The sequence below is a fragment of the Brachybacterium sp. ACRRE genome, assembly GCF_022346485.1.
In the GTDB taxonomy this organism is placed as follows: Bacteria; Actinomycetota; Actinomycetes; order Actinomycetales; family Dermabacteraceae; genus Brachybacterium; species Brachybacterium halotolerans.
Window position 1 is genome coordinate 22,680 of sequence record NZ_JAKRMO010000017.1, and the last position, 12,982, is coordinate 35,661.

Annotated in this window: 13 protein-coding genes; 8 read left to right on the forward strand and 5 right to left on the reverse strand. The window is 72.6% G+C overall.

Translation table 11 applies throughout. The annotated features are described in order from the left end of the window. Nucleotides 1–132: 132 nt before the first annotated feature. The 4 genes from MHY49_RS07105 to MHY49_RS07120 all read left to right on the forward strand — a co-directional run bounded on the left by MHY49_RS07105 (nt 133) and on the right by MHY49_RS07120 (nt 4,185). On the forward strand, nt 133–852 hold the full coding sequence (locus MHY49_RS07105) for an SOS response-associated peptidase (RefSeq protein ID WP_239203353.1): 720 nt from the start codon (nt 133–135) through the stop codon (nt 850–852). Nucleotides 853–917: 65 nt separating this feature from the next. Beyond that, the gene (locus tag MHY49_RS07110) at nt 918–1,316 is read left to right on the forward strand and encodes a VOC family protein (protein ID WP_239203354.1); all 399 of its coding nucleotides are present in this window, start codon (nt 918–920) and stop codon (nt 1,314–1,316) included. A gap of 149 nt (nt 1,317–1,465) precedes the next feature. Then, nucleotides 1,466–2,743 (forward strand): acyl-CoA dehydrogenase family protein, encoded by a 1,278-nt coding sequence (locus MHY49_RS07115; RefSeq protein WP_239203355.1) that lies wholly within the window; start codon nt 1,466–1,468, stop codon nt 2,741–2,743. Continuing rightward, on the forward strand, nt 2,740–4,185 hold the full coding sequence (locus tag MHY49_RS07120; protein ID WP_239203356.1) for an LLM class flavin-dependent oxidoreductase: 1,446 nt from the start codon (nt 2,740–2,742) through the stop codon (nt 4,183–4,185). Before MHY49_RS07115 ends, MHY49_RS07120 begins: the two co-directional genes overlap by 4 nt. Before the next feature lie 21 nt (nt 4,186–4,206). Here the strand turns inward: MHY49_RS07120 and MHY49_RS07125 are convergent, their stop codons facing one another. After that, complete coding sequence (locus MHY49_RS07125) at nt 4,207–4,488, reverse strand: metal-sensitive transcriptional regulator (protein ID WP_200503839.1); 282 nt, start codon at nt 4,486–4,488, stop codon at nt 4,207–4,209. 172 nt (nt 4,489–4,660) lie between these two features. Next, the gene (locus tag MHY49_RS07130; protein WP_239203357.1) at nt 4,661–5,680 is read right to left on the reverse strand and encodes an aldo/keto reductase; all 1,020 of its coding nucleotides are present in this window, start codon (nt 5,678–5,680) and stop codon (nt 4,661–4,663) included. A 157-nt stretch (nt 5,681–5,837) separates the two neighbouring features. On the opposite strand from MHY49_RS07130, the gene MHY49_RS07135 reads away from it, so the two are divergent. The 3 genes from MHY49_RS07135 (at nt 5,838) to MHY49_RS07145 (ending at nt 7,754) form a co-directional block, all read left to right on the forward strand. Next, nucleotides 5,838–6,443 (forward strand): TetR/AcrR family transcriptional regulator, encoded by a 606-nt coding sequence (locus tag MHY49_RS07135; protein WP_239203358.1) that lies wholly within the window; start codon nt 5,838–5,840, stop codon nt 6,441–6,443. A gap of 28 nt (nt 6,444–6,471) precedes the next feature. Then, the gene (locus MHY49_RS07140) at nt 6,472–7,188 is read left to right on the forward strand and encodes a LysR family transcriptional regulator (protein ID WP_239203359.1); all 717 of its coding nucleotides are present in this window, start codon (nt 6,472–6,474) and stop codon (nt 7,186–7,188) included. 95 nt (nt 7,189–7,283) lie between these two features. Continuing rightward, complete coding sequence (locus tag MHY49_RS07145) at nt 7,284–7,754, forward strand: S-ribosylhomocysteine lyase (protein WP_239203360.1); 471 nt, start codon at nt 7,284–7,286, stop codon at nt 7,752–7,754. A 1-nt stretch (nt 7,755) separates the two neighbouring features. Here MHY49_RS07145 and malQ read toward each other — a convergent pair whose 3' ends face one another. Both malQ and MHY49_RS07155 read right to left on the reverse strand, forming a co-directional pair. Next, nucleotides 7,756–9,897 (reverse strand): 4-alpha-glucanotransferase, encoded by a 2,142-nt coding sequence (gene malQ, locus MHY49_RS07150; RefSeq protein WP_239203361.1) that lies wholly within the window; start codon nt 9,895–9,897, stop codon nt 7,756–7,758. 57 nt (nt 9,898–9,954) lie between these two features. Next, the gene (locus MHY49_RS07155; protein ID WP_239203362.1) at nt 9,955–11,640 is read right to left on the reverse strand and encodes a phospholipid carrier-dependent glycosyltransferase; all 1,686 of its coding nucleotides are present in this window, start codon (nt 11,638–11,640) and stop codon (nt 9,955–9,957) included. 96 nt (nt 11,641–11,736) lie between these two features. Between MHY49_RS07155 and rsmI the strand changes: the two genes are divergently transcribed. Continuing rightward, nucleotides 11,737–12,579 carry a 16S rRNA (cytidine(1402)-2'-O)-methyltransferase gene (rsmI, locus tag MHY49_RS07160; RefSeq protein WP_239203363.1) on the forward strand — a complete coding sequence of 281 codons (843 nt, stop codon included), beginning with the start codon at nt 11,737–11,739 and terminating at the stop codon, nt 12,577–12,579. A gap of 105 nt (nt 12,580–12,684) precedes the next feature. Here rsmI and rpmF read toward each other — a convergent pair whose 3' ends face one another. After that, the gene (gene rpmF, locus MHY49_RS07165) at nt 12,685–12,855 is read right to left on the reverse strand and encodes a 50S ribosomal protein L32 (protein WP_152353254.1); all 171 of its coding nucleotides are present in this window, start codon (nt 12,853–12,855) and stop codon (nt 12,685–12,687) included. Between the last annotated feature and the right edge of the window lie 127 nt (nt 12,856–12,982).

The window sequence follows — 12,982 nt, forward strand, 5'->3', positions numbered from 1 at the left end:
AGGGCGGGGGCTGAGGAGGCATGGGGATCCTCGTTCTCGGCACATATCGGGCCGTCGGGTCCAGATGCTACGCCCGGGCGGCACGCCGGTCGCCCCCGGCTACCATCATGGACACCTGACGAGGAGGCCCTCATGTGCGGACGGTTCGTGCTCGACTTCGACGAGGCAGGGCTGCTGCGCGCCTACGTCGCCACCAAGGCGGACCAGGACGGCCCGGACTGGTCGCCGGCCTACTCGATCGCCCCGTCGACCCTCGCGCCCGTCGTCCGCGAGCACTATGACGAGGACGGCGAGCTGCGCCGCACCCTCGAGCCCGCACGCTGGGGCCTGCATCCCTCCTGGGCGAAGGACAAGGGGCCCCGCCCGATCAACGCGCGCTTGGAGACCGTGACCACCAACGGCATGTTCCGCGGTCCCTTCGCGAGCGCCCGCGTGGTGGTCCCGATGAACGGCTACTACGAGTGGGTCGAGCAGGCCGACGGTGCCAAGCAGCCCTTCTACGTGCACGCCGAGCACGGTGATCTGCTGCACGCGGCCGGTCTCGCCTCCGCGCGCAAGGACGGCGAGTCCTGGCAGGTCTCCTTCACGATCATCACCCGCGAGGCGAAGGACGCCGCAGGTGACGTGCACGACCGCATGCCCGCGTACCTCCCGGAGGACATGCTCGGGCGCTGGCTCGCACCCGACAAGCTCGAGGGCGAGGAGAAGAACGCGCTGCAGCACGAGCTCGGCGAGGCCTCCGACGAGATCGCCACGACCCTGGTCACCCATCCCGTGGACCGCCAGGTCAACAGCGTCCAGAAGATCGACCGCACCGATCCCTCGCTCATCGAGCCCGTCGAGCTGGACTGACGGCGGGCGCGAGACGGCACGGGTCGCGCTCCGCCTGCACGCGGCCTCCGCCTACACTCGCCGCCATGGGACACGTGCTCGGCATCGGCGGATGCTTCCTGCGCGCCTCGGATCCGCAGGCGCTCACCACCTGGTACCGCGACGTGCTGGGACTCGACATCGACGAGAACGGACTGTGGCACCAGCAGGCGGGGCCGACGGTCTTCGCCGCCTTCCCCCAGGACACCGATTACTTCGGGGACTCCGGGCAGACGGCCATGCTCAACCTGCGCGTCGACGATCTGGATGCGCTGCGCGCGCGGCTCCGGATGACCGGGGCGATGGTCGAGGACGAGGTGCAGGAGATGGAGAGCGTGGGCCGCTTCGGTTGGGTGCGAGACCTCGAGGGGAATCGCATCGAGCTGTGGGAGCCGGCACCGGGCGGCTCATGTGCCGTCGCGCCACGGCGCAGCGGGCTCTGCTGAGCGTCGTTCCGCGCACCTGCGCGAACCCGGATTTCCGCATGTGACGAGGCCCTTCCGTGCAGCGCGGGGCGCCGCATACGTTCGGCACAGGTCGCGGCCGTGAAGCCGTGACCGGACGAACGACTCCCGAGCCGGAAGGTGCCGCCGCCGTGACCTCACCGAAAGACGCAGAGAAGATCGCACGGAGGTTCCGCGAGGTCTTCGCGCGGATCGCCCCGGGCGCCGTGGAGCGCGAGCGCGAGCACCGGCTGCCGCGCGAGGAGGTCGCCGAGCTCGCGGCCCTGGGCTTAGGCGCGCTGCGCGTCCCGATCGCCGACGGCGGCGCGGGCCTGAGCATCCCGCAGGCCGCCCGCATCTGGGTGGACGCCGCCGCGGCGGACTCGAGCCTGCCGCAGATCTTCCGCGGCCAGTTCGCGATCGTGGAGGACCGCGTCCACACGAGCGAGGACTCCCGCGAAGCCTGGCTGCGCCGCTTCGTGGACGGCGAGATCGTCGGCAACTCCTGGAGCGAGGCCTCGGGCTCCACGACCGCGAGCCCCTCGACACGCCTGGTGTCCACGTCGCAGGGCCTGCGTCTGCGCGGCCGGAAGTACTACACGACCGGCAGCATCTTCGCCCAGTGGACCGATGCCACCGCGGCCGACGACTCCGGCGAGACCGTCGCCGTGCTCGTGCCCACGGACGACCCCGGCGTGAGCGTGAGCGACGACTGGAACGGCTTCGGTCAACAGCTCACCGGGACCGGCACGATCGTGTTCGACGACGTCCCCGTCGACCCCGAGAACGTCATCGTCCTCACGGACCGCTTCAGCTACCAGACGGCGCTCTACCAGCTCGTCCTCCTCGTGGTGCAGGCGGGCATCGCACGCCGGGCCGCCAAGGACGCGGCCGACGCCGTCCGCGCCCGCACCCGCGTCTACAGCCACGGCCTCGCCTCCCGGGCGCGGGACGACGGCCAGATCCTCGCTGTCATCGGACAGGTCCGCTCCGCGGCCTTCGCCGCCGAAGCCGTCGTCGACCGCGCCGCCGAATCGCTCCAGCGCGCCTCCGACCTCGAGCCCGAGCGCGGCTCCGAGGCGCAGCGGGAGGCCCTCGCCGAGGCCGAGCTCGCCACCGCCGAGGGCCAGGTCGTGCTCGCCGAGCTCGTCCCCGAGGCCGTCACCCGGCTCTTCAACGCCCTCGGCGCCTCCGGCACGAGCACCGACCTGGGCCTCGACCGCCACTGGCGCAACACCCGCACGGTCTCCTCCCACAACCCGGTGATCTACAAGCAGCGCATCATCGGCGACCACCTGGTCAACGGCGCTGACCCCGTCCGTCTCTGGGGCGTCGGCACGGACGCCCCGGCAGGCGGAGAGGGGACGAGGGCCGAGCCCGATCCGGTGCTTCGCCCCGTCGAGACCCGAGAGGCGGTCGCCCGCGCATGAGCAAGCAGATCCGCTTCAACGCCTTCGACATGAACTGCGTCGCCCACCAGTCGCCGGGGCTCTGGCGCTGTCCCGGGGACCAGTCCTGGCGCTACAAGGACATCGAGTACTGGCAGGACATCGCGCGGATCGCCGAGCGCGGACTCTTCGACGCCGTGTTCATCGCCGACGTGCTGGGCACGTACGACGTCTTCGACGGCAACGACCTGGCCGCGATCCGCCAGGGCGCGCAGGTGCCCGTGAACGATCCGGTGCAGCTCGCCGCGGTCGGCGCGGCCGTCACGGAGCACGTGGGCTTCGGGATCACTGCGGGCACCGCCTTCGAGCACCCTGTGCCCTTCGCGCGGCGCCTGTCGACCCTCGACCACCTCACCAAGGGCCGGGTGGGATGGAACGTCGTCACCGGCTACCTGCCCTCGGCGGCGAGGAACCTGGGCCAGCACGATCTGGTCGAGCACGACGCGCGCTACGACCACGCCGACGAGTACCTCGAGGTGATCTATAAGCTCCTCGAGGGGTCGTGGGAGGACGACGCCGTGGTCCGCGATGCCGAGTCCGGTGTGTTCACGATCCCGGAGAAGGTGCACCACATCGGGCACCACGGCACCTTCTTCGACGTCCCCGGCATCCACCTCTCGGAGCCCTCGCCACAGCGCACCCCGGTGGTCTTCCAGGCCGGAGCCTCCCCGCGCGGTGTGCGCTTCGCGGCCGAGAACGCCGAGGCGATCTTCATCGGCGGCCCCACCAAGGAGGTCGCCCGCAGCACCGTCCAGCGCATCCGGAAGGCGCTCGTGGACGCCGGCCGTGGGCCCTACGACGCCAAGATCTACCTGCTCAGCACGATCATCACCGACGAGACGGCGGCCGGGGCGCGCGCGAAGCACGCGGATCTGCTGTCGTACGCGAGCGTCGAGGGCACCGAGGTGTTCTTCTCCGGCTGGCTCGGTGTCGATCTCGCCGGCTACGACCTGGACGCGCCGCTGGGCGACGTGCAGTCCAACGCCATCCAGTCCGCGCTCGCCGCCTTCCAGGGCGACAACGAGCGCGGGGAGACCTGGACCGTGCGCGACATCGTGCGGCTCGGCGGCATCGGCGGGCTGGGGCAGGTCTTCGTCGGCTCTCCCTCGGAGATCGCCGACACGCTGCAGGACATCGTCGAGGAGACCGACGTGGACGGCTTCAACCTCGCCTATGCGACCACGCCGGGGACCTTCGAGGACGTCGTGGACCTGGTGGTGCCGGAGCTGCAGCGCCGAGGGGTCTACCCGCAGGAGTACGCGCCGGGGACGCTGCGCCACAAGCTGCTCGGCGCGGGAGACCGACTGCCCGCGAACCATCGCGGTGCGCAGTACCGGGTGGGCGGCCCGCTCTCGACGATCGACGACGTCACGGGGACGGGCAGACCCGGCCCGGCCTCCGGTCCCGGCCGGGCGACCGCCTGACGCGCGTCGCGGGGGAGAGGATCAGGACCGCACGAGACGACGGATCGCCTCGGTGGCCTCGTCGATCTTCTCCTCCGCGTTCGCGCCGCCGCCCTTGACGGCGTCCGCGACGCAGTGGCCCAGGTGGTCGTCCAGCAGCTCGAGGGCGACGTTCTCGAGCGCCCGGCTGACGGCGGAGATCTGGGTGAGCACGTCGATGCAGTAGCGGTCGTCCTCGATCATCTTGGCGACGCCGCGCACCTGGCCCTCGATGCGCTTCATGCGGCGCTCGAGAGCCGCCTTGTCCTCGCTGTACCCGTTCATGGCGCTCCTCCCCGTCGGCCGCACGTCCTTCGGCCCGGCATCGCACGATACCCCTCCCCGGTATGCCCGGCAATGGTCGGACGGTCAGCCCGAGCCGAGCCGAGCCGAGCCGGGCCGGGCCGACCGGATCCGATCAAGGGGGCGATCCGGGGAGGGGAGTGCGCGGTGCGGCTCAGGCGGCGGCGCGGCTCCCGGCCGAGCGGCGACGCAGCGTCGGATCCAGGATCGGGGGAGTGCTGTACTCCTGGTCCATGCGTCCCACGCCCGTGCCGGGCGCGACGATCTCGTCGATGCGGTCCAGGACGTCGTCCGTCAGCTCGACCTCCGCGGCGGCGAGCGAGTCCTCGAGGTGCTCCATGGTGCGGGGACCGATGATCGCGGCGCTGACGCCCGGGTGGGCGATCACGAAGGCGAGCGCCATGTGCGTCAGCGTGAGCCCGGAGTCCTGCGCGAGGGCGAGCAGATCCTCCACGGCGTCGATGCGACGCGGGTCCCGGAGCGCCGCGAACATCTGCGTGCGGCGCAGGTCGCTCTGTTGCCCCCGCCGCACCCTGCCGGTGAGCATGCCGCTGGCCAGGGGGCTCCAGATGATCGTGCCCATGCCGTATCGCTCGGCGACGGGGAGCACCTCGCGCTCCACGGTGCGGTCCAGGAGCGAGTAGTGGGGCTGCTCGGTGCGGAAGCGCTCGAGCCCGCGGTCGCGGGCCACCCACTGCGCCTCGATGATCTCGGACGCCGGCATGTCGGAGGTGCCGATCGCCCGCACCTTCCCGCTGCGCACCAGATCGGTGAGCGCGGAGAGGGTCTCCTGGATGTCGGTGGTCGGGTCGGGGCGGTGCATCTGCAGCAGGTCGAGATGGTCCGTCCCCAGGCGGCGCAGCGAGTTCTCGATCGCCGTCATGATCCAGCGGCGGGACCCGCCGCGGTGGTTGGGGTCCTCGTCGAGCGGGAGCCCGAACTTCGAGGCGAGGACCACCTCGTCGCGGCGGCCGCGCAGCGCGCGCCCGAGCATCTCCTCGGACTCGCCGTAGGCATCGGCGGTGTCGACGAGGTTGATGCCCGCGTCCAGCGCGCGCCCCACCATCGCATCCACCTCCTGCTGGTCGCCGTTGCCGAACGAGCTGAACATCATGGCGCCGAGGGCGAAGGGCGAGACCTGGATCCCTGTGCGGCCGAGCGAGCGGTGCTTCATCTGAGTCCTCCTGGGGCGAGGCCGTGCCCGGGTCGATCCCGGGTAGGCTGACCGAAGAAACGGAACCTGCGTCCACAACTATGCGGAACGTCGTTCCGGTTTGTCAACGTCCTGCCGCGGGACCCTGCGCCCGCGTCCGATCCGAGAGAGGGTGCGCGTGAGCCAGGAGAGGCCGGAGAGCCCCGAGAGCCCGGAGAGCGAAGGAGCCCCGCGGCGTCGGCGCGCGGATGCCGTGCGCAATGCCGAGGCGGTGCGCGAAGCGGCGAAGCAGGTGTTCGCGGAGTCCGGGGTCGACGCCCCGATGCGCGAGATCGCCGCGCGCGCCGGGGTCGGCGTCGGCACGGTCTACCGCAGCTATCCGCTGCGCTCCGACCTCATCATCGCGGTGTTCCGGCACGAGCTCGAGGCCACGGCCCAGGACGCGCGGGCCCTGGCCGACGAGCATCCTCCGCGCGAGGCGCTGCGACTGTGGACGCGCAGCCTGGCGCGCTTCCTGGCGACGAAGCGGGGCTTCGCGACCGCCCTGCATTCGGGCGACCCCGCCTACGCGCCCCTGCCCGCGCAGTTCCTCGGGGTGCTGGCACCCCAGGTCCAGCGCATCCTGGATCTCGGAGCGGCCGACGGGACCATGCGCCGTGACATCCGCGCCGAGGACCTGATCCCCGCGCTCGGCCGGCTCAGCGACGCGGGTCCCGCCGACGGCACGGACGCCGACGCCTCGCGCATGATCGACGTCCTGCTCGACGGCATCGCCGCGCGGTGAGAGGTGGAACCGGCCGTAGTCTGAGCGCATGAACCGTCGGCCCCGCCCCTCTGCCGCGCGCTCCGGCCGCACCGCCGCCTCCTCGCGACGCACTGGACGCGCCGCCTCGGGACGCAGTGCCGCGGAACGCAGCGCCCCGGGACGCGCCGCCACCACCGAGCGGACGACGCCCGCCGAGCTCCCGGTGCTGCGCGTCGGGTTCATCCCGGGCGTCGAGCCCGACCGGTTCGCGCGGCGCTGGCGCAGCGGGCAGCGTCCCGCCCGGCTCGAGCTGGTCCCCGTCCCGCACTCCCGTCAGGCCGACGTGCTCCGGGCGGGAGAGGTCGACATGTGCTTCGTGCGCCTGCCGCTGGAGGCCGACGGGGAGGACACGGCGGGCGGACCAGGGGAGCTGCATCTCGTCGAGCTCTGGCAGGAGCGCCCGATGGTCGTCGTCGGCAGCGAGAACATCCTCTCCCTGCACGAGGAGCTCACCGTCGCCGACCTCGCCGAGGACCCGGAGATCCCCTCCGCGCACCCCGACGACGCCGCGGACCGGGTCGCCGTGGTCGCCACCGGGGTCGGCCACGCCCTGCTGCCCATGTCCCTCGCGCGGCTGCACCACCGCAAGGACGTCGTGCACCGGCCGCTCGCGGATGCGCCCGCCACCCGGATCGCCCTGGCCTGGCCGAGGGCCGCCGACGACGCCGTGCGCCAGGAGTTCGTGGGCGCCGTGCGCGGACGCACCGCCCGCTCCTCGCGCTGAGGCCCGCAGCGGTCTGACCACGCCGGACGCCCCGTGCGCGCTGCCGGGCGCGGCGTTAGGGTCGTAGCAACGCCGTCGCACCCGAGGAGAACGCCGTGACCGAGTCGCCCCGCATGAACGTCGAGAGCTTCAACCTCGACCACCGCGCCGTGCATGCCCCCTACATCCGCATCGCCGACCGCAAGACGCTGCCCCACGGCGACGTGCTCACGAAGTTCGACGTGCGCTTCACCCAGCCCAACGTCGCCCACCTCGACTCCGAGGTCGTCCACTCGCTCGAGCACCTGATGGCCGAGCACATGCGCAACCACACCGGCGACGTCATCGACGTCTCCCCGATGGGCTGCCGCACGGGCTTCTACGCGCTGCTCTCCGGAGAGCACGAGGTCGCCGACTTCGCCCCGGTCCTCGAGGCCACCCTCCACGATCTGCTGCAGGCCGACGAGGTCCCCGCCGCGAACGAGGTCCAGTGCGGCTGGGGCGCACACCACACCCTCACCGGTGCGAAGGACGCCGCCCAGGCCTTCCTCGCCCGCCGCGACGAGTGGGAGGACGTCGGCGCCTGACTCAGGTCGCGTCCATCGCCTCCCGCACCGCGGCGAGCAGCCGCGCCGTCCGAGTGCTGGTGGCGATGTCGTCGACGGTGACGACCTCGCCGTCCTGATCGGCCAGCGGCACGCGCCAGTTCGGGTACTCCGAGTCCGTGCCCGGCTGGTTCTGGATCCGCCGCTCGCCCACGCAGTCCACGAGGGACACGCCCACCAGCAGTGACGGGGTCATGGCGAGATAGCGGTGCAGGGCGATGACGGTCGCCTCCACGTCCTCGCGAGGATCCGCGTCCTCGTCGAGGAGGCCGCGTGCGCGGACCGCGTCCAGCACCTTCGCCTGGGCGGCGGCGTCCACGGCGATCTCCTCGTCGAGGTCCCGCTCGAGCAGTCCGAGCTCGTGGCGCAGGCGCACGTGGTCGCCGGCGAGGTATCCGGCCGTCGGCGGCAGGTCGTGCGTGTTCACCGAGGCCAGGCACAGGCGGCGGTAGTCCTCGGGCGGCAGCGGGTTCCCCGCGGCGTCGTTCTCGAACCACAGGATCGAGGTGCCCAGGATCCCGCGCTCGGTGAGGTAGTCGCGCACCCACGGCTCGAAGGTCCCCAGGTCCTCGCCCACGACGATCGCGCCGGCGCGCTGCGCCTCGAGGGCGAGGATGCCGATCATCGCCTCGTGGTCGTAGGTGACGTAGGTGCCCTCGGAGGCGGGGGAGCCGTCGGGGATCCACCAGAGGCGGAACAGGCCCAGCACGTGGTCGATCCGCAGGGCGCCCGCATGGCGCAGCAGCGTGCGCAGCTGGTCGCGCCAGGGCCGGTACCCGGCCGCCGCGAGGGCCTCCGGATGCCAGGGCGGCTGATGCCAGTTCTGCCCCTGCTGGTTGTACTGGTCGGCGGGCGCGCCCACGCCCACGCCCCGCGCGAGGACGTCCCCGAGCCGCCAGGCGTCCGCGCCCACCTCGGTGACGCCCACGGCCAGGTCGTGCATGAGCCCGATCCGCATGCCGCCCTCGCGCGCTCCCGCCTGGGCGGCCGCGAGCTGCTCGTCGAGCACCCACTGCACCCAGGCGTGGAAGGTGATGCGGTCCGCGAGCTCGGTCCGCGCCTGCTGCGCGGCGGGGGAGTCGGGCGAGGCGAGCTCCTCCCGCGTCCGGTCGGGGAGCTCCTCGCGGTGCTCGTCCAGTGCGCACCAGAGGGCGAAGTCCTCGAGGCCCCGGCCCTCGCGCGCCCGATAGGCGTCGAACAGGGCCTGGCGCGCGGGGGTGCGGGGCGCGGCGAAGATCTCCTCTAGCGCCTCCATCTTCGAGGCGAGCACGGGGTCGCGCTCGAGGCGATCGGCCCGCGTGTTCGCGGGCGAGACCTCGCCGCGCAGCGCGGCGATCCGCTGACGGGCGTGCTCCGGCAGGTCCCGGAACTCGGGGACGTCCTCGGGGCGCACGTACAGGGCGCTCGTGAAGCGGCGGGTCACCGGCAGGTAGGGGGAGGGCAGCATCGGCGGCAGGGGCCGGGAGGCGTGCAGCGGGTTGATGAGCAGGAAGTCGGCGCCGTGGCGCACACCCAGGATCGCGGCGAGGTCGCGGGCGTCGGCCAGGTCGCCGATGCCCCAGGATCGGGGCGAGCGCACCGAGTACAGCTGCGCCTGCACACCCATGGCCCGGCGATCGCCGAGCCCGTCCTGCACGGTGATGCGCGCCGGGGTCACCACGAGCGGGCACTCGCGCTCGCCCTCGCTCGTGTGCGCGCGGATCGTGTGCCACCCCAGGGGCAGGCCGCGCGGGATCCGGAACGAGGCCTGGCCCCGCCGGGTCCCGTCGAGGTCGTAGGGAGCGGTGAAGTCCTCGACCTGCGTCAGCGGCCGACGGGAGCCGTCCTCGAGGATCGCCTCGACGTCGACGGGGGTGCCGTCCACGACGTGCACGGCCAGCGACTCCTCGCGGTCCTCGCGCAGGACGACCACGCGGGGCAGCGTCGCCGCCCAGGCGGCGCGGGCGCGATCGGCGCGGATGCGGCGCACGTCGGCGTCGTCGGCGACCTCGTGGCCGAGGGCGGCCAGCACGCGCACCAGGGTCGTGTCGGCCACCTGCTTGCGGGTGCCGTCCCACCCCCAGAAGTCCGTGCTGACGCCGAGGTCGCGGGCGAGGGAGCGCAGTGCTCCGGGATCCAGGGACATGGCCACATGCTAGTGGCGTCGGCCACGTGCGGCGCCTTCAGGTCCGCGCGGCTCCGATCAGGTCCAGCTGGGCAGCCACATCCTCCACTCCCACTGGTCGACGTCGATCACCTGGCCCGTCCAGATCGGCCAGAAGAACGCGGAGACCAGCACGATCAGCGTGAGCAGGCTGCCGGCGAGCAGGGTCCCCGCGAGCCGGCGCTCGCCGTCGGCCGACCGCGGGCCGACGAGAAGGCCGATCACGTACGCGAGGCACAGGATCATCCAGGGCTCGTAGACCACGGAGTAGAAGGTGAAGATCGTGCGGTCCATGTACATCAGCCACGGCAGGTAGCCGCCGATGATGCCCGTCAGCGCCGCCCACGCCCGGCCGTCCCGCTTCCAGATCGCGACCACGAGCACGATCAGGATGCTGAGCGCGCCGAACCACCAGATCAGGGGATTGCCGACGGAGAGCACCTGCGAGGCGCACTTCTCGACCTCGCAGCCCATCTCCCCGTAGTCGTAGGAGCGGTAGTAGAAGTTCGTGGGCCGTATCTGCAGGAGCCAGCCCAGCGGGTTCGCCTGGTAGGGGTGCGGGGAGTCCAGATGGATGTGGAAGTCGTAGGCCTGCGCGTGGTAGTGCCACAGGGAGCGCAGGGCATTGAGCACGGGGTTCCCGCCCGCGTGTCCGTTCTCCTCGGCCCAGTGGCGCATGTAGCCCTTCGAGGACGCGAACCAGCCGGACCACGAGGCCACGTAGACCACGAGCGAGGTGCCGACCATCGCGACGAACGCGGGGACCGCGTCGCGGAACAGGCCGTTCTCCCACCAGCGCCGTTCGCCCACCCGGCGCCGGGCCCACCAGTCCCACAGCACGGTCATGATGCCGAAGACCGCGAGGAAGTAGATGCCCGACCACTTCACCGAGCAGGCGAGCCCGAGCAGCACGCCGGCGCTCAGTCGCCAGGGCCGGAATCCGGCCCGATAGCCCAGCAGCGGGAGCTCCTCGCCGCGGGCGCGGGCCGCGGCGACCGATCGCGCGAGGCCCTCGCGGAAGCGGTCGCGGTCGATGAGCAGGGCCCCGAAGGCGGCGAGGGCGAAGAACATGAGCACGAGGTCCAGCAGCGATGTGCGGGACATGACCAGGTGCAGGCCGTCGACCGCGAGCAGCAGGCCCGCGATCAGGCCGATGCCCGTGGAGCGGAAGAGGCGCCGCCCGATCCGCGCGAGCATGAGCACCGAGAGCGCCCCCAGCAGCGCGACGGAGATCCGCCAGCCCCATGCGGAGTCCCCGCCGAGGGCGAGCATCCCCAGGCCGATCACCCACTTGCCGATCGGGGGATGCACGACGTACTCGCCGCTGTCCTCGGAGGAGTTCACGTCGCCGGAGGTGAAGGCGGGGTCGGGGTCGTCGGGCCAGCTCATCTCGACGCCGTGGTGGACGATCGTCCAGCCGTCCTTGACGTAGTAGGTCTCGTCGAAGATCAGCTCGTGGATCGAGCCCAGGTGATAGAGCCGCAGCACCAGGGCGAGGGCGCACACGAGCAGCGCCCCGAGCCAGGGCTTCGTGCGTCCGGGGAGGTCCATGCAGTGCAGGCGCGTGCGCAGCGTCGCCAGGAGCGCGCCCTCGCTCTCGGCCTCGACGGCGTCCTCCCGGGCGTCGCGCAGGTGCCGGTGCGGATCCGCGTGATCGGGCTCGGCTCCGGGGCTCCGGGGGTCCTCCGGCCCCTCGGCCTCGTCCGCTGGCGTGGTCTGCTGCACGCGGTCATGCTAGGGCATGCCACCTGCGGATCCTCGGTCGACGGGGCCGGGGCGGGGCGACCGTCGGCCCCGTCCGCCCGCCCTATCATGGGGCGCATGCTCGTCCCCGGAGTCCTGGTCCTGGCCGCCACCCCGATCGGCAACCCGCTGGACGCCTCGGTGCGCCTGGTGCGGGCCCTGGGCGAGGCGGATCTCATCGCCGCGGAGGACACGCGGCGGCTGCGGCGCCTGACCCGCGAGCTCGAGGTCGAGCCGACCGGCCGGGTCATCTCGTACCACGAGCACAACGAGGACGAGCGGACCCCCTGGCTGCTCGACGCCCTGCGCGAGGGGCAGCGCGTGCTGCTGGTGACCGACGCCGGCATGCCCGTGGTCTCCGACCCCGGCTACCGCGCGGTGCGCGCCGCGGCCGACGCAGATCTTCCGGTGCAGATCCTCCCCGGCCCGTCGGCCGTCCTCACCGCGCTCGCCGTCTCCGGGCTGGCACCGGACCGCTTCTCCTTCGAGGGCTTCGTGCCGCGCGGTCCCGGGCAGCGCGAGAACCTCTTCGCCCAGCTCGCCGACGCCCGCCGCACCCTCGTCTTCTTCGAGTCCCCGCGCCGCACGGCCTCCGCGCTCGCCGCGATGCGCGACGGCTTCGGGCCCGCGCGCCGCGCCGTGCTGGCCCGCGAGCTCACCAAGACCCACGAGGAGGTGCTGCGCGGCACCCTCGCCGAGCTCGCCGCGCACACCGCCGCGCACGAGGCGCTGGGAGAGGTCGCGATCGTCGTCGCGGGCGCGGACACCGTCGAGGCCGACCCGGAGGACCTCGTGGCGGAGGTGCTGCGCCGCACCGAGGCGGGCGAGCGGATGAAGGACGCCGCCAAGGCCGTCGCCCGCAGCGCCACGGGCGTGGGCGCCCGCGAGCTCTACGACGGGGCGCAGAAGCGGCGCGGCTGAGCGCGTGCGGCGCAGCGGAACTGTGCCCCGCAGCAGCGCCCCGGACATGCGAGAGGGCCCCGACCGAACGGTCGGGGCCCTCTCGTGGGTATCTGCTGCGGGAGATCAGTCGTCGATCTCGATGAGGCCGCGCTGGTAGGCCTTCGCCAGACGGCGCGGCACGGACGCGGTGCGACCGCGGACCGTCACCTGCACGAGGTCGGCGTTCTGGGCCTTCCACTGCGATCGACGCGAGTGGGTGCGAGCCCGGGACATCTTGAACTTGGGCACTGCCATGGGAACGCTCCTTGACGGTCCTGGATGATGGTCGGCGAGGGTGTCCGCCCAGCGGGCTGGCCCGTCCCGGAGGACTGAGGCGACCCGGGGTCGCCGGGCGCGCGGAAGGACACGCAACGGTCGATCA